Genomic DNA, 23,965 nt, shown 5'->3' on the forward strand with positions numbered 1-23,965 from the left:
GCTAGACCCGCTTCCTGTCGAAGACGGCCTTCTGTCCCGTACCGTAGCGGCGCAGCGCGCCTTCCGGCCCGGATGCGTTCGGCCGGGTGAAAATCCAGTTCTGCCAAGCCGCCAGCCGGCCGAAGATCTTGGTCTCGATGGTCTCGGGACCGACGAACCGGTGGTTGGCCTCCATGCCGGTGAGCGCGTCCGGGGACAGCGACGCCCGGCCTTCGAGCGCGATCCGGATCTCGTCCTCCCAGTCGAGGTCGTCCGGGGCGTCGGTGACCAGGCCGAGTTCGAGGGCCTCGGCCGCGCTCAGCTCGCGGTTCTTCTCGCGCGCGAGCCAGGCGAGGTGGTCGTCGTCGCCGTAGAAGCGCGCCTGCAGGCGGGTCAGGCCGTTGCCCATCGGGAACGCCCCGAAGTTGGCGTCGGTGAGCTGGATGGACGCGCGTTCGTCACTGTCTTCGTCGTCGATCGGCGGGCCGTCCAGGATGTACTGGCGGTCCGCGGCCAGCGCGATTTCCAGCAGGGCCCCGGTGAAGCAGCTGCCGGGTTCGACGAGCGCGATCAGGCTGCGGCTGGTGACGTCGAGGCGCTTGAGCGTGCGCTTGAAGTAGTGCGTGATCTCGTTGGCCAGCCAGTCCTTTTGCCCGAGCACGGCCTGCTCGTGCGCCAGCACCTTCGCCGGATCGCCCTGGGTCCGGAGGATCCACGTTCCGGCTTCGACCTCGTTGGTGCGCAGCCGCAGGATCGTGTCGTCCAGCTCGCGGGTCATCGCGAGGAACCAGCCGCCCGCACCCTCTTCGTGCAGGTCGCCGGGGTCGTTTTCGGGCCCCTTGACGGTGATCGTGACCTGGTCCTTGGCCACGTCGACATCGACATAGCGATGTTCGAGCGGGGTGAGCTCGATGCCGTGTTCCGCCGGCTTCTCGGCCTGCCGGACGAGTTCCCGCGCCTTTTCGAGGACCTTCTCGCGGAAGTCCTGGCGGGGCACCAGTTCGTCGACCAGCCGCCAGTCGACGGCCGTCTTGCCCTTGACCCCGTCCGGGCGCGTGGCGAAGACGTCGGCGAGGTCCCGGCGGACGCGCCGCTTGTCGACGACCCGGGTGAGGCCGCCGGTGCCGGGCAGCACGCCCAGCAGCGGCACCTCCGGCAGCGCGACGGTCGAGGAGTTGTCGTCGATCAGGAAGATCTTTTCGCAGGCCAGCGCGATTTCGTAGCCACCGCCGGCGCAGGTGCCGTTCACCGCGGCCACGTAGACCTGGCCGGAGTGCTCGGTGGCGTCCTCCATGCCGTTGCGGGTCTCGTTGGTGAACTTGCAGAAGTTCACCTTCCAGTGGTGTTCCGACGCGGCGAGCATGCGGATGTTCGCGCCGGCGCAGAACACCTTGTCCTTGGCGCTGGTCACGATGACCACGCGGACCTCGGGGTGCTCGAACCGCAGCCGCTGCGTGGCGTCGTAGAGCTCGATGTCGACGCCGAGATCGTAGGAGTTGAGCTTGAGCTCGTATCCCGGGACCAGCCCGCCCTGCTCGTCGACGTCCAGCTCCAGCCAGGCGACCTCCCCGTCCACCCGCAGGCGCCAGTGGCGGTACTCGTCCGGACGGCGGTCGAAGGCAACCGGTGTGGTGGTGGTCACCACCCGATTGTCTACATGAGTCAGACGGACGTCAACGTTGTGTAGAAAGTTGATCTCGGGTGGTCACCCGGTTGAGCGTGGCCCACGCCCAGGTCAGGAACGCCCACAGAGCCAACCCGGCCGCGGCATCGGTGAAGATCGTCGCGAACCAGAACGCCGGAATCCGCGGCACGCCGGTCAGGAAGTGGCCGAGCGTGACCATCCCGGCCAGCGAATAGACCAAGAGGAACGCCAGGGCGCGCGGGTACCGGCCTTGCGTGTACGCGCGGTAGCCGAGCCAGCCGAAGGCCGTGAGCAGCACCCAGGTGACGGCGACGACGATGCCGCCGACGAGCGGGGAGATTCCCTGGAGCTGCGGATAGTCCGCGTACCGGATGGCGTTGTGCGCGTAGTGGATCGTCGTGCTGAGCAGCGAGAAGCCGAGGATCACCCGAAGCGGTGTCAGTCCCTTGCCCATCACGGCCCCCGATTTGATAGATCGCTCTAGCGACGGTAACGCCCCGGCTCGTGAGTGGCAAGGCGGGTTGGAACCCGCCTTGCCACTCACGACGGGGGTCACACGAGGTCGATGCGGTGCTGGACGACCGGATAACCCGCCTTCGCGAACGCCTTCGCCATCGGGACGTTGCCGACGTCGGTGCCCGCGACGATCCGGTCCGCGCCGTAGCCGACGAGGTCGTGCGTCGCCTCGACCAGGAGGTCGTACGCGTAGCCCTTGCCCCGGTGCTCCGGCACCACGGCGATGTAGCCGACCACCGGGTCGTAGACGTTGCGGCTCGGCAGAACGAGGCCGGCCAGCTCGCCTTCGGGCGTGTACGCCAGCCGCCACCAGTCCCGCGGCGCCGGCATCCACCGCATGATGTCGAGGTCCTCCAGTGCGGCCGCGTCGAGGCCGTGCTCCTCGACCGCCTTGCGGACGTGTGCGTCGAGGCTGCCGACGTGCACCCGCTTGAAGACGTCGAGGATGACGTCGTCGTCCGGCTCGGGCCGGAATTCGAGCCGGCCGGGCTTCTCCGGCAGGCCGTTTTCCGGGGTCCAGCGGAAGCGGTAGCGCTCGACGAGCCGGCGGTACCCCGCCGCCTCGGCCGCCTCGACCCGGCCGGTCACTTCGCGCGCGACGTCCGGATCGTCCTGCCACGCCGGCGGCGTGTGCAGTGCGTACTCCGCCCGCAGCGGTGCGGTTTTCAGCAGGTGGACGGCCGCGTCGAAGTCGGTGAAGTCGAACCAGTCCAGGGCGATCGGAGCCTCGTCATCGGGCTTGGCCCACCAGGCGGCCCGGGCCACGACGACGTCGTCGCGCAGCGCGACCCAGGTCCACTCGGGCCGGTACTCGCCCCTCTTCGCCATCTCGATGAAGTCGTCGCCGAGCAGCGTGCGGCCGACGAGACCGCGGTCGGGGAGGGAGGTGAACAGTGTTTCTTCGCCCGCTTCGAGCGGGCGCACGACCAGTTCGATCATGGAAATCCTTCCAGGAGTACGCGCTCCCGGTCAGACAGCCGGCACCCTCGCTGCGAGGTGGGAGCGCGTGATCGGTTGCGTGATCATCGGTCCCACCTCCTTTCGCTGGTCAAGGTGCCTTCACGAGACCCTAGGGGATGCGCCCGCGGTGATCAACGGATTTTCTGGAGCACCACGCGCGTGCTCAGCCGCGGCTCGGCGTAGGAGTGCGACGCCTCCAGGACGTACTCGCCCGCGATGTGCTGCCAGCCGTCGCGCCAGACTTCGGCCGACCTCGGCGTGATGACGATGTCGGTCTCCACGGCCTGCCCGGCCCGGGCTTCGACGCTCGCGAACCCGGCCAGCCAGCGCTGCGGCCGGTCACCGCGCTCGGTCGGCGCCAGGTAGAGCTGCACGACCTCGCGTCCCGCGCGCGTGCCCGTGTTGCGCACGCGGACCCGGACGCGCACGCCGCCTTCCTCGTCCGGGTAGGCGTCGAGTTCTTGGTACGCCCAGGTCGTGTAGCCCTCGCCGTGTCCGAACCAGTACGCGGGTTGCCCGCCGGCGCGGGCCCAGGCGCCGTAGCCGATGTACACGTCTTCGCCGTACTCGAGCACGCCGTCTTCCGGCGTCACATCGGTGACCGGCGCGTCTTCGAGCTTCGCCGGCCAGGTCGTCGGCAGGCGGCCGCCGGGCTCCTCGCGGCCGAAGAGGACGTCGGCGAGCGCGTCGCCGCCGGCCTGGCCGGGGAACCAGGTGAGCAGCACCGCGGCGACGTCGTCGCGCCACGGCATCTCCACCGGGGAGCCGGCGTTGACGACCACGACGGTGTTCCGGTTCGCTTCGGCGACCCGCGCGACGAGTTCGTCCTGGCGGCCGGGCAGGGCGAGGGACGTCCGGTCGAACCCTTCGCTCTCGACCTCGGCGGTCGTGCCGACCACGACGACGGCGACCTCCGACTTCGCCGCCAGGGCAACGGCTTCGTCGAGACTCGCGTCCGGGTCCAGGACCGGGCCGCGGTGGCCGAGCGCGAAGGTGACCCAGGCGAAGGTGCCCCTGGCGAATTCCGCCATCTCCGACGGGATCCAGTAGGTCAGGCTGACCTCGACCGGCTCGCCCGCGGTCAGCTCGACCTCCCGGCGTTGTTCGTGCACCTGCATGATCGACGTGAAGATGTCCCCGCCTTCCGGCAGGTTCACGCCGTCGAAGACGGTCTGGCCGGCGACGGTGAGGCGGAGGTCGCCGGGGCCGGTGACGCCGAAGGTGTGCGTGCCGCTTTGCTCCGGGAGGAACGCGCCGGCGATCTCGACCGAGGCGATTGTGCCGATGTCGAGCCCGGCCGGCAGTTCGCCGATCCAGTCGATCCTGGCTTGGCGCAAGGAAAACTGCGCGAGTTCGGTGCCGTCGGCGGCGCGGGCCGTCGCGCGGAGCCGGAAATTGTCGGTGGCGGTCGGTAACGTCGTCCGCGGATCGGCACCAGGGGCGTAGACGAGCTCGGTGCCGGCGGGAACGGCCGCTTTGAGGCCGTCGAGAGGGGAGACGACGTGATCGGGGAACACGGTGGCACTGCCGCCACCGAGGATCTTGGGGTCCTCGGCGAGCGCGCCGATGAGCGCGATGCTCTGCGGCTCCTGCAGGGGCAGCACGCCGGTTTCGTTGCGGAGCAACACGAACGACCGGTGCGCGATCTCGCGCGCGACCGCCTCTCCGTCCACATCGGACCCTCTTGCCGCGGGGCCGCCGCCGAGCGCGCCGGTCCGGTCGGCGAGCCGGAGCACGCGGCGGACCATGGCGTCGACGACCGCTTCGTCGACTTCGCCGCCGCGCACGGCTTCGGCGAGCCGTTCGCCGAACACCGTGCGGGGGCCGGGCATGGCGACGTCGAGGCCGCCGTTGGCGGAGGCGACGGTGTCGCGCGCGGCCAGCCAGTCGGAGACGACGAAGCCGTCGAAGCCCCATTCGTCGCGCAGCACGCCGTTGAGCAGTTCGGCGTGCTGGGTCATCGTGACGCCGTTGACGCTGTTGTAGGCGGCCATGATCCCCCACGGCTTCGCGCGCCGGACGATGAGTTCGAACGGCGCGAGGTAGAGCTCGCGCAGGGCCCGCTCGCTGACGCGCACGTCGGCGGTGAAGCGTTCGGTCTCGAAGTCGTTGGCGACGAAGTGCTTGACCGTGACGGCGACCCCGCCGTCCTGCACGCCGGTCACGTAGCCGGCGCCGATCATTCCGGTGAGGAGGGGGTCTTCGGAGTAGCACTCGAAGTGCCGGCCGCCCAGCGGCGAGCGGTGGAGGTTGACCGTCGGGGCGAGCAGCACGTGCACGCCCTTGCGCCGGGCTTCCTGCGCGAGCAGCCGTCCGGCGCGCACGGCCAGCCGCGGGTCCCAGCTCGCCGCGAGCGCCGTCGGGCTGGGCAGGGTCACCGAGGGGTCGTCCGGGCTCCAGCGCGTGCCGCGGACGCCCACCGGGCCGTCGGAGAGAACCATCGATGCGAGCCCGATCCGCAGCAGCCCGGGAAGGGACCAGACGTCCTGGCCGGCGAGCAGGCTCACCTTCGCGTCCAGGTCGAGCTCGGCCAGCAGCGCCTCGACGTCGAAGCTCATGCGCATCCTCCGCGGTCGGTCCTGCCGTCACCCTACCTGGCGGTGAGTAGTGAACGTTATGCTTCCGTGACACTCACTGCCGTAGGCTCGGGATCATGACCCGGGCCAGGGGCGCCGACCGCCGAGCCGGCATCGTCCGAGCGGCGTTCGAGGTGATCGCCGAGCGCGGCTACCGAGGCACGTCACTGGCCGCCGTGGCCGAGCGCGTCGGGCTGACGCAACAGGGCCTGATGCACTACTTCCCCACCAAGGAAGACCTGCTGACGGCGGTGCTGGAGACCCGCGACGAGTGGGACCTGCTGCACTTCGGGCACGGCCCGGAGGGCGACCCGTCGGCGATGACGGTGAACCAGCTGGCCGACCTGGTGGACTACAACGCGAGCCGCCCGGGCATCGTCCAGACGTACACGGTGCTTTCCGCGGACAGCGTCACGGAGGACCACCCGGCCCGGAAGTACTTCCAGGACCGCTACGCGCGGGTGCGGGCGGGCATGACCCAGATGCTCGAGCGCCACCGCGACGAACTGCCGCCGGGCACCACCCCGGAACAGCTGGCCCCGCTGGCCATCGCCATCCTCGACGGCCTCCAGCTGCAATGGCTCCTCGACCCGGCGGAGGTCGACATGTCCGCCGGGTTCCGCACGTTCCTCACCCTGCTGGGGGTGAAGCCGGACTGACGATCAGCGCATGCCGACGCTCTGGCGCTCGACCTCGATGAGCGCGACCACCCGCTGCTGCTCTCGCGTGTACGGCGCACCGATGTACTTGTTCGCGATCCGGTCGACGATCTCCCAGGCGGCGTCGCCCTCGATCCACTCGGCCACCCGGCCGCGGATGATCACGGGTTCGAACGGGTTGTCCGGCGGGGTCAGCGAAAGCGCGACGCGCGGGTCACGCCGCAGGTTGCGGGCTTTGCGCGAGTCCGGGCCGGTCAGGATGGCGATGCGATCGCCCTCCGGGTCGACCCAGACCGGGACCGAATGGGGCGCGCCGTCGGGCAGGACGGTGGCGAGGTGACCGATCGCGGTGGTGGCGATGATGCGGCGGACGTCGGCGTCGAGCATTGGTCGGCTCCTTGCTGGGGTTAGGGGGTTCGGGCGACGCTTCAGGCGACGGCGTAGTGGAGGTGGGTGACGCCGGGCGCGGCCACGGCCTCGAGCAGGCTGAGCCGCACGTGCGACGGTAGTTCCTGGAAGAACGACCGGCCGCCGCCGAGCAGCACCGGCACCTGGTGGAGCACGATTTCGTCGACCAGGCCGGCCTGCAGCGCCGAGGCCAGCACGCCACCGCCCATGAGGCCGACGTCCTTGCCGCCGGCCGCCTCGCGGGCCGCCGCGATCGCGTCTTCGACGGTGCCGGCGAGGGTCTGCCGCTCGGTCAGTTCCGGCGCGGGCCGGTGGCTGACGAGGAAGAGCGGGGCGTCCGGGTGCGGGCTGCCACCACCGAAGTGTTCCGAGTCTTCATAGGTGTTGCGGCCCGCCACGATCGCGCCCACCCGGCCGGCGAGCGAGTCGAAGACGCGGGCACTCGGCTCGCTGAGGGTGAAGAAGTCGAAGACCCGGCTCCGGGTGTCCCCGTCGGAGTACCAGTCGAAGAGCGTCCCGCCGTCGCCGAGTCCCTGACCCGGGCCGGCGCCGCGGCCGGTGATGTAGCCGTCCACCGACACGGCGTGGGCGCTGAAGACCTTGCTCATCGCGACTTTCCCTTCTGGGTTCCTTCAGGAGACTCCAGAACCGTAGCAGTCGAAGTTCCTTAAGGGAACCCCAAGTGCTAAACTGGGGTCATGCAGCGCACGAACTTCAGCGAACTGGCCGCGTGCTCGATCGCGCGCACGCTCGACGTCATCGGCGAACCGTGGTCACCGCTGATCCTGCGGGACGTGTGGGTCGGCCTCAGCCGGTTCGAACAACTCCAGGCGGACCTCGGCATCTCGCGCAAGGTCCTCACCGAGCGGCTGAACCACCTGGTCGACTCCGGCATCCTCGATCGCCGCCCGTACGACCGCCGTCCGCGCTACGAGTACGTCCTCACCGAGAAGGGCACCGAGCTGGTCGACATGCTGCTGGTGCTGACCCGCTGGGGCGACAAGTGGCTGGCGGGCGAGGCAGGGCCTCCGGTACTCCACCGCCACCACGCGTGCGGCGAAATCAGCGTGGTCGATTTGCGCTGCGCCCACTGCGGCGAGCCGATGCACGCGGGAGACGTCGACGTACTGGCCGGCCCCGGCGCAACCCGCTGACCCACACCGGCACAACCCGCTGAGCTACACCAACCGCCGCCACTCCCGCTGCCTGGGCGCCCGATCGTCTGAGCTACACCAGCCCGACTCGAACAGCCACACCGACCCCGCCACCCCGCGCGGCCCCGGCGCCTGATCGGCGGCGCCGCTCACAGCAGCCGCGGCTGGGCCACCACTCCGCGCAATCGCTGCAGCGTGCGCAGCGTCGTCTCGAGATCCTCCAGCGGCACCTCGGCCGCCACCTCCTCCGCCCACGCGACCTGCGCCTCCCCCAAGGCCCGCATCGCCGTGCGAGCCCGCCGCGTCAACGACAGCAGCGGCGCCCGCGCGTCGGCCGGGTTCGGCAAGCGATCGAGCATTCCGTTGCGCAGCAAGCGGTTCACCGTCTCCTGCACACTCTGGCGGCGCAGCCCGCGACGGCGCGCCACCTCGGCGGCGGTCGCCGGGCCGTCCTCGAGGAAGCCGAGGACCTGCCACTGCGCGGCGGTCAGCCCGACCGGCCCGGTCAGCGCGTCGCCCGCGGCGAGGAAGCCGCCGTTGCACGCGAAGACCGCGTCGATCACGCGGGTGAACGTCTCGGCTCGAGGTGACCGCATGCGTGCTAGTCTCGCACGTCGACAGGTACCTGTCGAAACGGAGACGACCATGGACATGCCCCGCCTCGGCCCCGCGCACGACGCGCTGAAGGCGTTCGTCGGCGACTGGACCGGCACCGAGGAACTCGCCGCCTCGCCGTGGGCACCGGCCTCGACCGCGCGTGCCGACTGCGAATACCGCTTGGCTCTCAACGGTTTCGCCGTGATCCAGCACTACCGCCAGCGGCGCGAGGACGGGTCCGAGTTCCTCGGGCACAACGTCTTCACCGCCGACCCGGCCACCGGCGAAACGCTCTGGTACGGCTTCGACAGCTACGGCTTCCCACCCGAATCGCCCGCCCGCGGCACCTGGACCGGCGCGACGCTGACCCTGGAGAAGCGGACCGCGCGCGGCGTCGCCCGGCACCGGCTCACGCCCGGCGGCGGGACGCTGACGCACGAAATCGACGTCCGGATGGGTGAAAACCCGGAGTACAGCCCGTTTTTGCGGGCCAGGTACACCCGGAAGGACCAGTAGCGGACCCGAAACTGTCGGACCCCCGGAGTACAGATGAAGGCGTGTCCACAACCGCCGAGCCGCCCCCGCTGATCGGGGTCGAGAACGTCAAGATGCCCGAGTGGGCCCGCGTCGACGAACGCGTGGCCGCCGCGGGCTTCGGCCAAGCCGTGCGCGCACTGCCCACCGCGATCTCGGTCGTGCTGCGGCTGGCGTGGCGGACTTCGCCGCGGCTGACGCTGCTGGCCGCCGTCGTGCACGTCGTGTCCGGCTGCGTCACGGCGTTCGGCCTGCTCGCCACCGCGAACGTCTTCACCGCGCTGCTCGAACAGGGCCCGACGCCGGATCGCGTGCTGCAGTCGTTGCCGGCGATCGCGGTCGTCACCGGGTCGTACGCGGCGCGCGCGGTGCTGGACGCGGCCGTCGCCGCCGTCGAAGGCGCGCTCCGGCCCCGGGTCACCGCGGCGGCGGACGACGCGGTGACGGCCGCGGTCGTGCGCGTCGGGCTGATCGCGTTCGAGGACGCGGACTTCCGCGAGCTGGCCCGGCAGGGCGCCCGGTTCGGGGTGCGGGCCATCGAGACGAGCCTGCGGCGGCTGGCCGACCTGACGTCGTCGGTGATCTCGCTGGCGGCGGCGATGCTCACGGCCGGGCTGCTCAACCCGTGGCTGGCCCCGGTGCTCCTGCTCGCGGCGGCGGCCGACGGCTGGGCCGCCGCGCGCGTCGCGAAGCTGAACTACCGGCACTTCCTGGACACCGTCGGGCGCAACATCCGCAAGTCGGTCGTGGAAGAGGTCGCCACCTGGCGCTCGATGGCCCTCGAACGGCACGCGCTGACGTTGCAGGAGCCGTTGCTCGGCGAGTACCGGCGCATCTCGCCAGCCGCATCTCCTCACGCGTGAGGAGATGCGGCTGGCGCACCGGAGCAACCTGGTGCGCACCAGCGGGCGGGCGGCGGCCGGCTTCGGCACCGCCGTCGCGTACCTGGTGCTCGGCTGGCTGCTCTACACCGGCGCGATGGAGCTGGCGCTGGCCGGCACGGCGGTGCTGGCGATGCGCACGGCGTCCACGGCGCTGTCCAACACGATGCGCGCGGTCAATTCGCTGTACGAGGACTCCTTCTACATCGGGTTCTACAACCAGCTGCTCGCGGAATCCCGGAAGCGCCAACCACCGCCGACGTCGGTGACCGCACCGGCCGACCCGGCCGAGATCCGGCTGGACGGCGTCACGTTCACCTACCCGGGCCGGGACAGCCCCGCGCTGCGGGACGTCTCGCTGACGATCCGGCGCGGCGAGGTGGTCGCGCTGGTCGGTGAGAACGGCTCGGGCAAGACCACCCTCGGCAAGCTGCTCACCGGGCTCTACCCGCCGGACGAGGGCACGGTCCGCTGGGACGACGTCGACCTCGCCCGGGCGGACCCGGCATCGGTGCACGCGAACATCGCGGTGATCGCGCAGGAACCGGCGGAGTGGCCGATGACGGCGGCGAACAACATCACGGTCGGCCGCCTCGGCCGGCCGGACCCGGGTAGGCAGGCGTGGCGCGAAGCCGTCGACTACTCGGGCGCGGACGAGGTGATCGCTTCCCTGCCGGCCGGGGAGAACACGGTCTTGTCGAAGAAGTTCGACGAAGGCCACGACCTGTCCGGTGGCCAGTGGCAGCGCATGGGCATCGCCCGCGGCATCTACCGGGACGCCTCGGTCCTGGTGGCCGACGAACCGACAGCGGCGCTCGACGCCCGCGCCGAAGCTCGCGTGTTCGCCGGCCTCCAGCACGCGAGCCGCTCGGACCGCGGCCGCCGCACGACGGTGCTGGTGACCCACCGGCTGGCCAACATCCGTTCGGCCGACCGGATCCTGGTGCTGGAGAAGGGAAAACTGATCGAAGAAGGCACCCACGACGAGCTGATCAGCGCGGGCGGGGTCTACCACGAGCTGTACGAGATCCAGGCCCGCGCCTACCGAAACGGCCAGCCCTAACCACCACCCGCCCACTCACCCGCACCCCGCCCCGCCCAGTCGGCCCACGTACCCAGCCGGTCGGCCCACGTACCCAGACAGTCGGCCCACGTACCTGGGTGGTCGGCTCGCGTACCTGGGTGGTCGGCCCGCGTACCCAGACAGTCGGCCGCGCACCCAGCCGATCAGCCCGCGTATCCGGCGGCCGACTCGCCGTCCGACCGTCCAGACACGCGAGCCGACCCTCCAAACACGCGAGTTGACCCTCCAGACACAGGAGCCGACCCTCCAGACACGCGAGTTGACCCTTCAAACACGCGAGCCGACCCTCCGGGTACGCGAGTTCGCCGGTCCGGTACGCGCCACTCGCGTGATTGGGCGGGCATCTCCCGTGATTGAGCAGCCAACTCGCGTGATTGGGCGGTCAACTCGCGTGATTGGGCAGCCAACTCGCGTGATTGGGCAGCCAACTCGCGTGATTGGAGGGACGACTCGGGTGAGTGGGTTAGGTGGCGAGGGTTAGGGAGCCGAGGTGGGAGAAGTGGGCGGCGAGGCGGGAGCCGGGGCGGAGCGGGACCGCGTCCGTCATTCCGCCGGTCAGGACCAGCCAGCCCGGCTCCAAGGCCAGGCCGCGCGCCGCCAGGGTGTTCGCCGCCAGGGCGAGGGCTTCCGCCGGGTGGCCCTGGACCGCCGCGCCCGTTGCCGTGTCGACGATCTGGCCGTCGACCTCCAGGAGGGCCGCCTCCAACGACAGATCCAGCGAAGCCGGCGCGACACCCACCGGGCCCAGGCTGAAGTACGCCGACGAGCCGTTGTCCGCGACGGCGTCCGGGAGCGTGAACCGGTAGTCCGCGTAGCGGCTGTCGATCACCTCGATGCCGCCGTACACGCGGTCGACCGCCGCCAGCGCCGTCGCCGCCGTGACGCCCGGGCCCGCCAGCCGGCGGCCCAGCACGAAGACCAGTTCCGGCTCCGCGCGCGGGTGGATCAGCTCGCCGTGGGGCACCGGTGCGCCGATCGGCAGCACCATCGCGTCGGTCAGCCAGGCCAGCAACGGCGCGTCGATGCCCATCCGCTGCTGCTTGGCCCGGGACGTCAGGCCCAGCTTCACCCCGATCAGCGTCTCGCCGCGGGCCCGGCGCTGCCGCAGGGCCTCGTCCTGGATCGCGTACGCCGTGTCGACGTCCAGTTCCGGCCAGCCGGCCGAGAGCGGCGCGCGCTCCGAGACCGTCCCCAGCAAAGAAGCAGCCGCTTCTCGCACGTTCATGCGTCCTCCGACGAAGCAGATGCAGCAGGAGCGAAGACCGCCGTGACACTGCCGATCCCGGCGATCGTGGTGACGATCGTGTCGCCCGGCGACACCGGGATCGCCCGGGTCATCGACCCCGGCAGCACGACGTGGCCGGGTTCCAGGGTGACGCCCAGCGGCCCCACCGTGTTCGCCAGCCACACCAGCGAATTCAACGGCGACCCGAGCACCGCGCCGCCCGCGCCCGTCGCCGCCACCGAACCGTTCTGGTAGAGAATGCAGCCGGCCAGCCGCAGGTCCACCGACCCCAGGGCAGTCGGGCTGCTGCCCAGCACCACGCCACCGGAAGACGCGTTGTCCGCGATCGTGTCGAACAGGGAGATCTTCCAGTCCTGGATGCGGGAATCGACGATCTCCAGCGACGGCAGCACGAACTCGACCGCTCGCACCGCGTCGGCGACCGTCACCCCCGGGCCGCGCAGGGCCGAGCCGAGCACGAACGCGATCTCCGGCTCGATCCGCGGCTGCAGGAACGCCGACGTCGGGATCGGCTGGTGCTCCAGGTGGAACATGCTGCCGGTGAGGTGCCCGTAGTCGGGCTGGTCGACGCCCATCTGCCGCTGCATCGCCGCCGACGCGAGGCCGACCTTGTGGCCGCGGACGGCGTCGCCGCGCTCGACCCACTGCCGCACCTGCTCCTGCTGGATCCGGTACGCGTCCTCGACGCCCGCGTCCGGATACGTCTTGATCAGCGGCTCGATCGGCTCGCGCGAGGCATAGGCCCCCGCCAGCGCGGCGGCGGCCTCCTGCACCTTACTGACGTCCACCCCCGGAACTCTGCCGTGCGCGCCCCGCGCACACAAGCGACGACGTTCCGTCCAGCGGAACTCTCACCAAGCAATCTCTTGCGCGCGAGATAAATCGAGCGTAGCGTGAGCGACACACCAGGAAGGGACGTGAGGGACATGGCACCGACCCAGGCCGAGGTCACCAAGCTCGCCGAGGTCCGCGACGAACTGCGCGAGCGCCACCTGCGCCCGGCCGCCGAACGCCCGGCGACGAACGGCCGCGGCATCCACCACACCGCGTTGATCTCCAGCGACGTCGAGCGGACGATCGAGTTCTACCAGGACATCCTGGGCTTCCCGCTCACCGAGCTGATCGAGAACCGCGACTACCCCGGCTCCAGCCACTTCTTCTTCGACGTCGGCAACGGCAACGCGGTCGCGTTCTTCGACCTGCCCGGCCTGGACCTCGGCCCGTACGCGGAAGTCCTCGGTGGACTGCACCACCTGGCACTGTCCGTCGAGCCCGGGCGGTGGGCCGCCATCAAGGACAAGCTCGACGAGGCCGGCGTCCAGTACCTGCTGGAGAGCAAGACGTCCATCTACCTGTCCGACCCGGACGGTGCCCGCGTCGAGCTGATCTCCGACCCGCTCGGCGAGATGTACGGCGAGAAGATCGGCTGAAAGCGTGGTCCGGGCGTCGCGCGCCAACTAGCCTGTGCGCGACGCCTGGAGGTCCGATGTCCGACTGGTCCCTCTCCCGCGCGAAGGCGCGGCTCGATCACCGCGAGCGGCTCGACGAACTGACCGCGCGCACCCGGTTCGAGGTGCGCCTGCACCTCAACGAGCCCGCGACGAACGGCGCCTACGACGAGCTCACGAGCATCTTCGCGATCGGGCACGGCGAGTGCGCCGCCCTCCTGAAGCACCACCGGCTGCTGCCGTGGTGGGAACGCGCGCTGCTGTTCCGCTACGCGCGGCGGATGCACGGCAAGGCGATCACCCGCAGTGTCGGCGTGGTCCCCGCCGAAGTGGCGCCGCAGGCGGCTCGCGCGTTCGGCGCCGAGATCGCCGAACTGGCCCCCGGCTCCGGGGACACCGGCGCGAAGTACGACCTGCAGGGCCGCGGCCTGCTGACCGTGTTCCGGATCGCCGTCGGCGCCAAGGGCGCGACCTGGGCCGATCGCCACGAAGTCGCGACGACGTCCGCCCGCAACATCCTGATCTGCGCCGCCACCTTCGCCCGCCGGAAGCCGTGGCACGTCGTGTGGCCGGTCTACCGCGTGCGCGGCCTGCGGCTCTGGAAGCTTTGACGCCCACCGCGCGTTCCACCGGTATGACCCCAGAGGAGATCCTCGCCGGCGCGAGCACGATCGCCGTCGTCGGCCTGAGCCGCGACCCGGCGAAGGCCGCGCACGGCGTCCCGGCCGTCCTGCAGGCCCACGGCTTCCGGATCATCCCGGTGCACCCGACCGCGACCGAGCTGCTCGGCGAAAAGGTGTACCGGTCGCTGCAGGACATCCCGGAGCCGGTGGACCTCGTCGACGTCTTCCGGCCGTCCCCCGAAGCGCCGGGCATCGCCCGCGACGCCGTCGAGATCGGCGCCAAGGCGCTGTGGCTGCAGCAGGGCATCGTCTCCGCGGAAGCACGCCGCATCGCCGAAGAGGGCGGGCTCGCCTACGTCGAGAACCGCTGCACCGCCGTCGTCCGCGCGACCGCCTCGATCTCGAAGAGCTAGCCGGACGCTCCGAAGTGGACGATCCGGTGGTTGCCCGGCTCGGCGACCCAGACACCGCCGGTGCCGTCGTCGGCGACGTCCCTCGGTGAGCTGATCGGCTCGGCCGTGCCGGGCAGCGCGACGCCGGTGCGGGTGTCGAACCGGGCCACGCGCCCGGTGTCGTCGACCAGCAGCCGCCCCTCGTGATCGAGCGCGACTCCGCGGGGCCGGGTCAGGCCGGCGAACTCGCGCACGAACCCGCCCTGCCACGAAAACTGCACCACGCGGCGGTTGCCGGTGTCGGCGACGTAGACGTTGCCGGCCGCGTCGACCGCCACCCCTTCCGGCACCTTGAGCCGCCCGGCCAGGACGCGCACGAGCGCGCCGTCGCGGGTGAACGCCTGGACCCGGTCGTTGCCGGTGTCGGCCACCCACACCCGGCCGCGAGCGTCGACGGCGAGCCCGGACGGCGCGCGGAACTGCCCCGGCCCGGCGCCGGGCCCGCCGAACGCGCGCGGCAGCGCGGCGGCTTCACTGCTGGTCACCGCACCAGGATCACCGGCCGCGAGCCATGGCGGCCAGCGCCGGGACGAGTGTTCAGCGACTGTTCCGCCCCCGCTCACCAGCTCCAGCGGGAGCACGTCCGCCGGTCGAGGAAGCTGTACGCGGGCAGCGGCCCGAGCCAGTCGGCCTGGACGCCGTCGCCGCGCGCGAGCCCGGCGACGGTGTCCCGGACGACGAGCAGGTCGCCCAGCCCGACCAGGAACGCCCACCGCTCGTCGGCGCTCTCGCCCGCCGGCAGCGCCACGGAATCGCGGGCCCGTTCGGCGACCCGGGAAAGCAGGACGTCCGAGCGGGCCGCCCGCCACGCCGACCCGGGTTCGGTGAACCGCAGGCAGACGTGCACCTCGGCCAGGCCGTCGAGCCGGTCGAGGTCGGCGCGGTAGGTGTCCGCGGACGGGGCGAGCACCTCGGTCCGGACGGCGTCCTCGTCCTCGGCCACGGTGCCGAACCGGACCGGCAGCACCGGGCCGCCCTCGACGAGCGCGGACACCACCGCCAGGTGCGCCGCCGGGTCGGGCTCGGGGTCGCCGACGACCATGGCGAGGTCCTCCCAGCCGACCGTGCGCGACGCCCGCGGGTGCCCAGCCCGCACGACGCCGAACAGCTGCAGCGTCACGGCTGTTCGACGGGGATGACCGGTTCCATCGGCACCGCGACGGCCGGTGTCGGCGGCGGGGGCGGGATGAGCCCCGTCGTCTGGCCGAGGCCCTGCGAGATCTGCCCGGGCGCGGTGGCGTTCTGCAGCCGCTGCATCGCTTCGAGGTACCGGATGTAGGTGTCGACGCTGGCGATGACGATCCGCGCTTCGATCGCCAGCAGCTCGATCCCGATCACCGACACCCGCACCGAGGCGTCGATCACGAGTCCCTTGTCGAGCAGGATGTCGAGCGTATCGGCAAGGCCGCCGCCGGCCTGTCCCGGTCTGGTCACTGCACTCCTTCGGTGGTGGGGATGTCGTCGAGGGCGGCGCGGATCTCCGCGAACCGGAGTTCCAGCGCGATGAGGGCCTGGCCGAGCGCTTCGACCTGGTCCGCGGTGAGGGTGCCGGCGTCGAGCCGCCGGAGTGCCTGCCGCTCCAGCACTTCCTTGAGGATGTCGAGCACGGTGACGACGAGGTGGCCGAGCCCGCGCCCGGCATCGGCGGCGATCCGCCGCGTCATCCGGGTGTCCCGTCGATCCCGAGCAGCAGCAACCGCAGATCGAGCCGCACGAGATCGATGCCGGCGAGGGAGATGATGACGTCCCCGGTGACGACGGCCCCGCGGTGCACGACCCGGTCCAGCAGATCGACGATGGCTTCGGCGGTGTTGGTGCCGGTGGGGGTGAAGACCTCGGCGAGCAGGTCGCCACGGCTCGGTGCGCCGGCCCCGGTGAGCAGGTCGCCGATCGCCGTCGTGGGCCTCGCGGGCAGGGGAACCGCGTCAGCCATGCGCCGTCGCTCCGAGCTCGACGTCGGTGAACGAGTACGGCGGCCACGGCCCCGAGGTCTCCACCGTCGCCCCCGCCGCGCTCAGCTCGCGGGCGAACCACTCGACCTCCGCGTGGAACGCCGCCTCCCGGCCGGTCTCCACGAGGTACGCCGTGTTCGCCAGCACTCCGTGCGACCGGGCCCGGTCCAGACTGTCGGCCGCGTGGCGGCGCAACCCTTCATCGAGCCGGCGTGCCGCGCCGGCCACGTCCTCGCGAGCCCGCTGGATCGCCTTCAGCCGTTCACGCCGGCGCACGAGGTACTGCGTTCCGGTCAGGCCCGTCGCGTCGGGCCGGGTGGTCGCCGCCGGCTCGGTGTGGCGGATCCGCACCCCCCACTCGCGGTGGCCGGCCACCTCTTCGAGGCAGTCACGCGCCTGGTCGTAGCCCGCTTCCAGGAGCCGGCGGGCGGCGTCCTCGCCGTCGAGGACCGTGCCGAACCTCAGCGGCAGCACCGGCTCGCTGCGGAACACCGCGCGCACCACGGCGTCGTGCTCGCGGGCCAGCTCGGCGAGGGTGCCGTCGACCGGGTCGAGCGTGTCGATGCGGTCGAACCGCGCCGGCGCCACTTCGGACACGACCACGCCGAGGTCGCGGTAGCCGATCAGCCGCGGCACCGGGCCGATGTCCAAGGTGGACGGGCGGTTGCGGGTGATCGCGTACGCGCACAGCCAGTTTCCGGTGCTCACCGGGGTTCTTCCTTTCCGCCCGGCGCGGGCAGCCGGGCCTCCAGTTCGGCGACGCGCGCCGCCAGATCGGTCGTCCCCAGTTCCGCGCGTGCGGCATTCGGAGCAAAGAACGGATCGTTCGTCCACCAGTCCATGCCCATTTCCCGAGCGGTCTGCGCGGACGCGATGAACAGCCGGATCCGCAGGGTCAGCAATTCGACGTCGACCACACTGACGCCGATGTCACCGGCGATGACGACGCCCTTGTCGAGCACGCGTTCCAGAATGTCCGCCAACGAATCGGACGAAGCGGCCAATCGTGTCGACCTTCCTTTCAGGAATCGGTGGCACCTCGGGTGAACCGGCGCAGCCGCTCACAGGCGGCGAGCTCGCCGTCGGCGTCGACGTCGACCCGGTAGGTGGCCATCACGCTGGTGGAGTCCGGGATCCGGGCCAGCTCGACGACGTCGACGAGCACGGACCAGCCCCCGTCACCCCGGCTGCGGATCCCGGTCACGGCATGCGGAGTGAGCCCCGTCACCATGGCGAACTGATCCTTGGCAGTCCGAATGGCGTCGGCGGCACGCAGCCGGGAAACGGATTTCCCGGCGGCTTCGGGGAAATTTTGAGCAGAGCTGTTTTGGGCAGGCAACGGCAGCGGCGATTCCGTCATCGCTTTCCTAGTCAGGGGTGGGTGGCCTACCGTAGCAACACGCGGGATCGCGCGCAGTGCCGTCGCGGGACGGTATTTTTCACCGGTTCGCGGGAACAATTGGGCGATTCGCGGCAACCGGCGGAGACAAACGGCGCAGCGTGCGGACGCCCAGCGGCACCAATTTCCCGGAAACGCCCGGTTGGTTACGATCGAGTAACGTCCACGAGGCGGTAGCCCACGCCCCGGACCGTTTCGATGGTGTGGGTGCCGAACGGCGCGTCGATCTTGCGCCGCAGGTAGCCGATGTAGACCTCGACGACGTTCTCGTCGCCGTCGTAGTGCGCGTCCCAGACGTGGCTGAGGATCTCGTTCTTCGACAGCGCCGCGCCGGCCCGCCGCAGCAGGAACTCCAGCAACCCGAACTCCCGCGCGGTGAGCTCGATCCGTTTTTGTCCCCTGTGGACGGTTCGGGCGGAGGGGTCGAGCCGCAGGTCGCCCGCCTCCAGCACGGCCGGACGGGCCGGGGCACCGCGCCGCAGCAACGCGCGCAGCCGGGCGATGAGCACGACGAAGGAGAACGGCTTGGACAGGTAGTCGTCGGCGCCGAGGTCGAACGCGTCGGCTTCGTCGTACTCACCGTCCTTGGCCGTCAGCATCAGCACCGGCGTCCAGTTCTCGGCCGCCCGCAGGCGTTTGAGCACCTCGTAACCGGACAGCTCGGGCAGCATGATGTCGAGCACCACGACGTCGTACGCGTGCTCGGTCGCCCGCCAGAGGCCCTCCCGGCCGGTGTGCGCGACATCGGCGGTGAAGCCCTCGGCGACCAGCCCGCGCCGCAGCGTCTCCGCGAACTCGCGCTCGTCCTCCACGATCAGCAGGCGCACTACTCCTCCTTGGGCAGTTCGATCACCGGCAGTTCGATCACGAACCGCGCGCCCGGTCCGTCCGGTTCGGCGTACCGCGCCCGGCCGCCGTGGCGCGCCGCGATGCCGGCCACGATCGGCAGGCCCAGCCCGGTGCCGCCGTGCCCGCGCTGCCGCGACGCGTCGAGCCGGACGAACCGCTCGAAGATCCGCTCCCGGTCGGCCGGCCCGACACCGGGGCCGTCGTCGCTCACCTCGATGACAGCGAAGTCGCCCCACACCGCGCTGCTGACGCGGATGCGCGAGCGCGCGTGCCCGCGCGCGTTGTCGACCAGGTTGCGCACCGCCCGCCGCAGCTGCGCCTCGCTGCCGTACACCTTCGCCGGCCCGGCGCGGACCTCGACGTCCACCGTGCTTTCGCCGCGGACGCGCTCGGCCTCCGCGCGGACGATGTCGTCGAGGTCGACTTCGGTGCGCTGCGGCCGGTCGGTCGCGTCGTCGGTGCGGGCCAGCATGAGCAGGTCGTCGACGAGTTCGCGCAGCCGCGCGGTTTCCCGGCCGATCACCGGCACCAGGTCCCCCGTGCTCTCCGGGTGCCGCCCGGAGACGTCGAGCGCGGTGCTGATCGTCGACAGCGGCGAGCGCAGTTCGTGGCTGGCGTCGGCGACGAACCGGCGTTGCGCGGCCTGGGCCGACGCGAGCCGGGCCAGCATTTCGTTGAGCGTCACGGCCAGGCGGTGCACCTCGTCGCCGCCCGGCGGCAGCGGCACGCGCGCGGCGAGGTCGCGCGTCGAGATCTCCGCGACGGTCCGGCGCATCCGCTCGACCGGCCGCAGCGCCGAGCCGACCGCGCGGTACACCGCGAGCCCGGCGATCGCCAGCAGCGGCACGGCGATCAGGCCGAGCAGCAGCGTCAGCCGCGTCGACGCCTCCGTGACCGGTTCCAGCGAGCGCGCGGAAATCACGGTGTACGGGCCGCCCGGCCCGATCACCTCCTGCGACACGACGCGGTAGTCGTCGTTGTCGCCGTTCAGCCCGAGCGGCAGCGTTTCGACGATTTCGTGCCCGGCGACCGGGCGGGCCGCGGTCAGCGGCGGGTGCCCGACGATCGCCGGGTCGCTCGCGATCGGCGTCCGCCGCGCGTCCAGCACCTGCGTGACGGCCTCGGTGTCGCCGGTGCTGGCGACGTCGCTCGCGCTCAGGTCGCGCGCACCCTCGCGGACGAGCTGGATGGCGACCTGCCGCCCGGTGCTGCGGGCACTCTCGGTGACGCTGCGGTCGAGCGACTCCTCCAGCAGCAGCACCACGGCCACCCCGCCGACGGCAATGGCCAGCGCGAGCGCGAACACCGCCACCGCGGTGGCGCGCATCCGGACGCCCGTCGCGGCGATCACCATGCCCAGTCTCACCAACGCAGCGTAACGACCGCCGTAGATCGCCGGCCGGTGGTCGGCAGCGGCGGCCGGCGGGACCACCCGCTCACCGGCGCCGGCGCGGGACGGCGAGCCGCTCCTCGCGCAGGCGCTCGACCTCGGCCAGGCTCAGCGGGCCGAGCGGGTGCCCGATCGTCCAGGCCAGCAGCAGGTCGGCCAGCGCGGGGTTGCGGGCGAGCGCCGGGCCGTGCAGGTAGGTGCCGACGACCCGGTCGGTCACCGCGCCTTCGGTGCCGTCGCCGTTGCCGGTGCCCCGCACGACCCGCCCGAGCGGCTCGCTGCCGGCGCCGAGCTTGCTGACGCCCAGGTGGTTTTCGAACCCGGTCAGGGCGGCCCCGTCCAGGAGGCGGGACGGCGTCGCGACCAGTTCGGCGACCGCGCGCTGCGGGCCCGGTTCGGTGGTGACGTCGAGCAGGCCGAGCCCGTCGTGGTCGACGCCGTCCAAGCCGCGGAAGCGGGTGCCGAGCACCTGCAGTCCGGCGCACACGCCGAACACGACGGCGCCGGCCGCGACCGCCCGCCGCAGGCCCGGGTACTTGCGCAGGTGCGCGGCCGCGAGCACCTGCGCGCCGTCCTCGCCGCCGCCGAGCAGATACAGATCCAAAGTGGACGGTACCGGTTCGCCGAGACCGACGGGCACCACCTCGGCGTCGAGCCCGCGCCACTGCAACCGCTTGCCGAGCACCTGGGCGTTGCCGGTGTCGCCGTAGGTGCCGAGCACCTCCGGCAGCAGAAGTCCGATGTGGACGACCGAATCAGCCACCGGGCAGCCTGCCCACCAGGTCGCGGAACGCGGTGTAGTTGGCGACCAGTTCGACGGCACCGGGCGGCAGCGCGTCGATCGCGGCGACCGGGTCCGGCTCGGCCCAGTGCGCGACTTCGGCGTAGCAGAGCCGGACCGAGAGGTCGGCGCCGCGCTCGCCGGTGACGACCACCTGGCGCCCGCGCAGCCGTTCGAAGTGGACGTCCCACAGCCAGGACAGGTCCCGGCCGTCGGCCTCCTGGGCGTTGACCGCGACGACGACCGGGGTGTCCTCGTCCAGCACCCGCAGCGTTTCCACCCAGCCGGCCGGGTTCTTCGCCAGCATTACCCGCACGGAGTGCCGCGACCGCCGGATCGTCCGGTAGCGGCCGCCGATGTCGGTGATGGTCCGCAGCCGCGCCGCGGCGGTGTGCGGCGGCACGCCGAGCCGGTGTGCCGCGGCGAGCGCGAGCGCGGCGTTCGCGCGGTTGGCCTCGCCGGGCAGCCGCAGGTCGAGGTCGACCTGGCGGCCGCCCGGGGTGAGGACGAGCTCGCCGTCGAGCGTCCAGGCGGGTTCCGGCCGGGCGAGCCCGCACTCGCAGCTCCAGTGCCGCTCGTGGGTCTCGACGCGGCCTTCGCAGCGCGGGCACGCCGTCGAATCGCCGGTCCAGCGGCGGCCCGTGCTCACCCACACGAGCTTCGCGGCCACGCTCGCCGCGGACGTCACCAGCACGTCGTCGCAGTTCGCGACGACCACCGTGCCGGGCAGCCCGGCGATGGCGGCCCGCAGGTCGCGTTCGGTGGCGCGGACCTCGCCGACCCGGTCCAGCTGGTCGCGGCTCAGGTTGAGCAGCACCAGGACGGCGGGCCGGACCTGGTCGGCCACCCACGGCACGTAGGTCTCGTCGACCTCGAGGACCGCGTAGGGCGCGTCGGGGCGGGCGGTCAGCGCGGCGAGGACGCCGTCGGGCATGTTCGAGCCGTCGCTGTTCGCGGCGACCTCGGCCAGCGTTTCCAGCGCGCGAGTGAGCATCAGCGACGTCGTGGTCTTGCCGTTGGTGCCGGTGACGAGCACGACGGTGCGTTCGCGGCCGAGGCGGCGCAGGGCGGCCGGATCGAGCGCCAGCGTGACGCGGCCGCCGATCATGCCGCCGCGGCCGAGCCCCGAGCTGCGCGAGAGCCAGGCGGTCAGCCGCCCGGCGGCCACGGAAGCGCGGGTGCGGAGAGGACTTCGGACGGACATCGGCTGGATGGTGCCCGCCGGGCGCTGTGATTTTCCTGAGTCAGTGGCGCCGGTCTCTAGAGCGTGACGACGACCTTGCCGTGGACGTGCCGCGCGGCCTGCAACGCGACGGCGTCCCGGATCCGCTCGACCGGGAAGACCGCGGCGACGGGCACGGTGAGCCGGCCGGCGACGATGGCGCCGGCGATCTGCTTCAGCGCGCCCGGGCCGGCGTCGGCGCCCCCGGTGGCGCGCACGCCGCCCGGTGGGTTGGGGCCGGCGGCGATCGTGGCGATCCGCTCGGGCGGGACGCCGAGTTCCAGCGCGGCCTCGGAGGTTTCGGTGCCGAAGAGGTCCACCGCCGCGGTGATGCCGCCCAGTTCGCGGACCCGGCCGGCCAGGCCGGGTCCGTAGGTGACGGGCTCGGCGCCGAGTTTGCGCAGGAAGGGGAAGGTGCCTTCGGCGGCGGTGCCGATCACGGTGGCGCCGGCGAGCTTCGCGAGCTGGACGGCGAAGATGCCGACCCCGCCGGCGGCCCCGCCGACCAGGAGGGTGTCCCCGTCCCGCAGGCCGACGGCGGCCAATGCGGCGGCCGCGGACGAACCGGCCACCGGCAGCGTGCTCGCCACCTCGTCGCTGAGGCCGTCCGGGGTGGGGAAGAGCGCGTCGGACGCGTTGACGACCACGAAGTCGGCGACGGCCCGGCCGAGCGCGCCGCCGTGCACGCGGTCGCCGACGGCGGTGTTTTCGACCCCGGCCCCCACTTCGTCGACGACGCCGGCGAAGTCGTACCCGAAGCCGGACGGCAGGCTGATCCCGAACCGCGCGGCGGCTTCGGGCCGGGCGGCGAGGCCCCAGTCCATCGGGTTCAGCCCGGCGGCCGTGACGCGCACGCGCACCTCACCCGGGCCGGCGTGCGGTTCCGGGACTTCCCGCAGTTCGAGCACCTCGGGGCCACCGAACTTCTCGTAGACGACGGCTCGGCTCATGAGGACCTCCTGTTATGGGACTTGGTCCCGTCACTGTACACATTCCGACGGGACCAAGTACCGTGTCGTCATGGCCCGCTGGGAACCGAACGCGCCGGAGAGGCTGAGCAAGGCCGCCCTCGAGCTGTTCGCGGAGCGCGGGTACGAGAACACGACGGTGATCGACATCGCGGCGCGGGCGGGGCTGACGAAGAGCACGTTCTTCCGGCACTTCCAGGACAAGCGCGAGGTGCTGTTCGGGGGGAGCACGGTGGCGGGCCTGCTCGCCGAGGCGGTGGCCGGCGCGCCTGAGACTTCTGCACCGCTCGAGGCGGTGGCGTGTGCGATGGACGCGCTCGACGGGAAGGTGTTCACGGCGGAGCGCCGGGAGTTCAGCGCCCTGCGGCGGGCAGTGATCTCGGCGCATCCGGAGTTGCGGGAGCGGGAGGCACTGAAGGGGCTGGCGCTGACGGCGGCGATGACTGACGCACTGCGGCAGCGCGGGGTGGCGGAGCTGGGGGCGCGGGTCGCGGCGGAGCTGGGGGCGCTGGCGATGAAGATCGCTTACGAGCGGTGGAGCTGCGCCGACGCCGGGGACTTCGGAGAGGCCGCGCGGCGGGCTCTTGATGAGGTGCGAGCGGCGGTCACCGCCTGAGCGGCGGCGCTTCGACCGAAGGCGCA

31 protein-coding genes are annotated in these 23,965 nt (G+C 71.9%); 9 read left to right on the forward strand and 22 right to left on the reverse strand.

What is annotated here, in order from left to right; genetic code table 11:
- Window position 1 precedes the first annotated feature (1 nt).
- The 4 genes from boxC to AB0M30_RS28135 all read right to left on the reverse strand — a co-directional run bounded on the left by boxC (window position 2) and on the right by AB0M30_RS28135 (window position 5,658).
- Window positions 2–1,621 (reverse strand): 2,3-epoxybenzoyl-CoA dihydrolase, encoded by a 1,620-nt coding sequence (gene boxC, locus AB0M30_RS28120; RefSeq protein WP_364589358.1) that lies wholly within the window; start codon window positions 1,619–1,621, stop codon window positions 2–4.
- Between the two features lie 31 nt (window positions 1,622–1,652).
- Window positions 1,653–2,078 carry a hypothetical protein gene (locus tag AB0M30_RS28125; RefSeq protein WP_364589361.1) on the reverse strand — a complete coding sequence of 142 codons (426 nt, stop codon included), beginning with the start codon at window positions 2,076–2,078 and terminating at the stop codon, window positions 1,653–1,655.
- A gap of 98 nt (window positions 2,079–2,176) precedes the next feature.
- The gene (locus AB0M30_RS28130) at window positions 2,177–3,079 is read right to left on the reverse strand and encodes a GNAT family N-acetyltransferase (protein ID WP_364589364.1); all 903 of its coding nucleotides are present in this window, start codon (window positions 3,077–3,079) and stop codon (window positions 2,177–2,179) included.
- 152 nt (window positions 3,080–3,231) lie between these two features.
- Window positions 3,232–5,658 (reverse strand): glycoside hydrolase family 3 C-terminal domain-containing protein, encoded by a 2,427-nt coding sequence (locus tag AB0M30_RS28135; RefSeq protein WP_364589367.1) that lies wholly within the window; start codon window positions 5,656–5,658, stop codon window positions 3,232–3,234.
- A gap of 95 nt (window positions 5,659–5,753) precedes the next feature.
- Between AB0M30_RS28135 and AB0M30_RS28140 the strand changes: the two genes are divergently transcribed.
- Window positions 5,754–6,335, forward strand: a complete 582-nt coding sequence (locus AB0M30_RS28140) for a TetR/AcrR family transcriptional regulator (RefSeq protein ID WP_364589370.1) — start codon at window positions 5,754–5,756, stop codon at window positions 6,333–6,335.
- Between the two features lie 3 nt (window positions 6,336–6,338).
- On the opposite strand, the gene AB0M30_RS28145 is transcribed toward AB0M30_RS28140, so the two are convergent.
- On the reverse strand, window positions 6,339–6,722 hold the full coding sequence (locus AB0M30_RS28145) for a PPOX class F420-dependent oxidoreductase (protein WP_103335676.1): 384 nt from the start codon (window positions 6,720–6,722) through the stop codon (window positions 6,339–6,341).
- Window positions 6,723–6,763: 41 nt separating this feature from the next.
- Entirely contained in the window at window positions 6,764–7,351 is a 588-nt protein-coding gene (locus tag AB0M30_RS28150; protein ID WP_364589374.1) for a dihydrofolate reductase family protein, read from the reverse strand.
- 90 nt (window positions 7,352–7,441) lie between these two features.
- Between AB0M30_RS28150 and AB0M30_RS28155 the strand changes: the two genes are divergently transcribed.
- Entirely contained in the window at window positions 7,442–7,897 is a 456-nt protein-coding gene (locus tag AB0M30_RS28155) for a helix-turn-helix domain-containing protein (RefSeq protein ID WP_364589377.1), read from the forward strand.
- 149 nt (window positions 7,898–8,046) lie between these two features.
- Here AB0M30_RS28155 and AB0M30_RS28160 read toward each other — a convergent pair whose 3' ends face one another.
- On the reverse strand, window positions 8,047–8,493 hold the full coding sequence (locus tag AB0M30_RS28160; RefSeq protein ID WP_364589380.1) for a MarR family winged helix-turn-helix transcriptional regulator: 447 nt from the start codon (window positions 8,491–8,493) through the stop codon (window positions 8,047–8,049).
- 49 nt (window positions 8,494–8,542) lie between these two features.
- Between AB0M30_RS28160 and AB0M30_RS28165 the strand changes: the two genes are divergently transcribed.
- The 3 genes from AB0M30_RS28165 to AB0M30_RS28175 are packed head-to-tail and all read left to right on the forward strand — an operon-like array spanning window position 8,543 to window position 10,972.
- On the forward strand, window positions 8,543–9,010 hold the full coding sequence (locus AB0M30_RS28165; protein WP_364589383.1) for a DUF1579 family protein: 468 nt from the start codon (window positions 8,543–8,545) through the stop codon (window positions 9,008–9,010).
- Between the two features lie 41 nt (window positions 9,011–9,051).
- A complete protein-coding gene (locus AB0M30_RS28170; protein ID WP_364589386.1) occupies window positions 9,052–9,891 on the forward strand; it encodes a hypothetical protein in 840 nt (279 codons plus the stop codon).
- A 4-nt stretch (window positions 9,892–9,895) separates the two neighbouring features.
- Complete coding sequence (locus tag AB0M30_RS28175) at window positions 9,896–10,972, forward strand: ABC transporter ATP-binding protein (RefSeq protein WP_364589389.1); 1,077 nt, start codon at window positions 9,896–9,898, stop codon at window positions 10,970–10,972.
- A 484-nt stretch (window positions 10,973–11,456) separates the two neighbouring features.
- Here AB0M30_RS28175 and AB0M30_RS28180 read toward each other — a convergent pair whose 3' ends face one another.
- Window positions 11,457–12,218 carry a fumarylacetoacetate hydrolase family protein gene (locus tag AB0M30_RS28180; RefSeq protein WP_364589392.1) on the reverse strand — a complete coding sequence of 254 codons (762 nt, stop codon included), beginning with the start codon at window positions 12,216–12,218 and terminating at the stop codon, window positions 11,457–11,459.
- On the reverse strand, window positions 12,215–13,027 hold the full coding sequence (locus AB0M30_RS28185) for a 2-keto-4-pentenoate hydratase (protein WP_364589395.1): 813 nt from the start codon (window positions 13,025–13,027) through the stop codon (window positions 12,215–12,217). Before AB0M30_RS28185 ends, AB0M30_RS28180 begins: the two co-directional genes overlap by 4 nt.
- Before the next feature lie 138 nt (window positions 13,028–13,165).
- Here AB0M30_RS28185 and AB0M30_RS28190 point away from each other — a divergent pair, with 138 nt between their 5' ends.
- Genes AB0M30_RS28190 through AB0M30_RS28200 form a run of 3 tightly spaced genes read left to right on the forward strand, consistent with a single transcriptional unit; the run spans window position 13,166 to window position 14,723 of the window.
- The gene (locus AB0M30_RS28190) at window positions 13,166–13,669 is read left to right on the forward strand and encodes a VOC family protein (RefSeq protein ID WP_364589398.1); all 504 of its coding nucleotides are present in this window, start codon (window positions 13,166–13,168) and stop codon (window positions 13,667–13,669) included.
- Between the two features lie 56 nt (window positions 13,670–13,725).
- Complete coding sequence (locus AB0M30_RS28195; RefSeq protein WP_364589401.1) at window positions 13,726–14,298, forward strand: hypothetical protein; 573 nt, start codon at window positions 13,726–13,728, stop codon at window positions 14,296–14,298.
- A gap of 23 nt (window positions 14,299–14,321) precedes the next feature.
- Complete coding sequence (locus AB0M30_RS28200) at window positions 14,322–14,723, forward strand: CoA-binding protein (protein ID WP_103335661.1); 402 nt, start codon at window positions 14,322–14,324, stop codon at window positions 14,721–14,723.
- Here the strand turns inward: AB0M30_RS28200 and AB0M30_RS28205 are convergent.
- The 13 genes from AB0M30_RS28205 to AB0M30_RS28265 form a co-directional block, all read right to left on the reverse strand.
- Window positions 14,720–15,247, reverse strand: coding sequence for an NHL repeat-containing protein (locus AB0M30_RS28205; RefSeq protein WP_364589404.1), 528 nt, complete (start codon window positions 15,245–15,247; stop codon window positions 14,720–14,722). The genes AB0M30_RS28200 and AB0M30_RS28205 overlap by 4 nt on opposite strands.
- Window positions 15,248–15,321: 74 nt before the next feature.
- Window positions 15,322–15,882, reverse strand: coding sequence for a GvpL/GvpF family gas vesicle protein (locus tag AB0M30_RS28210; RefSeq protein ID WP_364589407.1), 561 nt, complete (start codon window positions 15,880–15,882; stop codon window positions 15,322–15,324).
- Entirely contained in the window at window positions 15,879–16,196 is a 318-nt protein-coding gene (gvpJ, locus tag AB0M30_RS28215; protein ID WP_364589410.1) for a gas vesicle protein GvpJ, read from the reverse strand. Before gvpJ (AB0M30_RS28215) ends, AB0M30_RS28210 begins: the two co-directional genes overlap by 4 nt.
- The gene (locus AB0M30_RS28220) at window positions 16,193–16,426 is read right to left on the reverse strand and encodes a gas vesicle protein K (protein WP_364589413.1); all 234 of its coding nucleotides are present in this window, start codon (window positions 16,424–16,426) and stop codon (window positions 16,193–16,195) included. Before AB0M30_RS28220 ends, gvpJ (AB0M30_RS28215) begins: the two co-directional genes overlap by 4 nt.
- Window positions 16,423–16,695, reverse strand: a complete 273-nt coding sequence (gvpJ, locus tag AB0M30_RS28225; RefSeq protein WP_364589416.1) for a gas vesicle protein GvpJ — start codon at window positions 16,693–16,695, stop codon at window positions 16,423–16,425. Before gvpJ (AB0M30_RS28225) ends, AB0M30_RS28220 begins: the two co-directional genes overlap by 4 nt.
- On the reverse strand, window positions 16,688–17,422 hold the full coding sequence (locus tag AB0M30_RS28230; RefSeq protein ID WP_364589419.1) for a GvpL/GvpF family gas vesicle protein: 735 nt from the start codon (window positions 17,420–17,422) through the stop codon (window positions 16,688–16,690). The genes gvpJ (AB0M30_RS28225) and AB0M30_RS28230 overlap by 8 nt, the downstream gene beginning before the upstream one ends.
- Window positions 17,419–17,718 (reverse strand): gas vesicle protein, encoded by a 300-nt coding sequence (locus AB0M30_RS28235; RefSeq protein ID WP_364589423.1) that lies wholly within the window; start codon window positions 17,716–17,718, stop codon window positions 17,419–17,421. The genes AB0M30_RS28230 and AB0M30_RS28235 overlap by 4 nt, the downstream gene beginning before the upstream one ends.
- A gap of 17 nt (window positions 17,719–17,735) precedes the next feature.
- Complete coding sequence (locus tag AB0M30_RS28240; protein ID WP_364589426.1) at window positions 17,736–18,074, reverse strand: gas vesicle protein; 339 nt, start codon at window positions 18,072–18,074, stop codon at window positions 17,736–17,738.
- Window positions 18,075–18,259: 185 nt separating this feature from the next.
- Window positions 18,260–18,940: a response regulator transcription factor gene (locus tag AB0M30_RS28245; protein WP_176174452.1), complete on the reverse strand. Its 681-nt coding sequence runs from the start codon at window positions 18,938–18,940 to the stop codon at window positions 18,260–18,262.
- Window positions 18,940–20,328, reverse strand: coding sequence for an ATP-binding protein (locus tag AB0M30_RS28250; protein ID WP_364589429.1), 1,389 nt, complete (start codon window positions 20,326–20,328; stop codon window positions 18,940–18,942). The genes AB0M30_RS28245 and AB0M30_RS28250 overlap by 1 nt, the downstream gene beginning before the upstream one ends.
- A gap of 70 nt (window positions 20,329–20,398) precedes the next feature.
- Window positions 20,399–21,115, reverse strand: coding sequence for a glutamine amidotransferase (locus AB0M30_RS28255; RefSeq protein WP_364589432.1), 717 nt, complete (start codon window positions 21,113–21,115; stop codon window positions 20,399–20,401).
- On the reverse strand, window positions 21,108–22,337 hold the full coding sequence (locus tag AB0M30_RS28260; RefSeq protein WP_364589435.1) for a MurT ligase domain-containing protein: 1,230 nt from the start codon (window positions 22,335–22,337) through the stop codon (window positions 21,108–21,110). Before AB0M30_RS28260 ends, AB0M30_RS28255 begins: the two co-directional genes overlap by 8 nt.
- Before the next feature lie 56 nt (window positions 22,338–22,393).
- A complete protein-coding gene (locus AB0M30_RS28265; protein WP_364589437.1) occupies window positions 22,394–23,305 on the reverse strand; it encodes an NADP-dependent oxidoreductase in 912 nt (303 codons plus the stop codon).
- A 70-nt stretch (window positions 23,306–23,375) separates the two neighbouring features.
- Between AB0M30_RS28265 and AB0M30_RS28270 the strand changes: the two genes are divergently transcribed.
- The gene (locus AB0M30_RS28270; protein WP_364589439.1) at window positions 23,376–23,939 is read left to right on the forward strand and encodes a helix-turn-helix domain-containing protein; all 564 of its coding nucleotides are present in this window, start codon (window positions 23,376–23,378) and stop codon (window positions 23,937–23,939) included.
- Window positions 23,940–23,965 lie beyond the last annotated feature (26 nt).

This window comes from Amycolatopsis sp. NPDC051716 (assembly GCF_040681595.1).
Lineage (GTDB): Bacteria > Actinomycetota > Actinomycetes > Mycobacteriales > Pseudonocardiaceae > Amycolatopsis.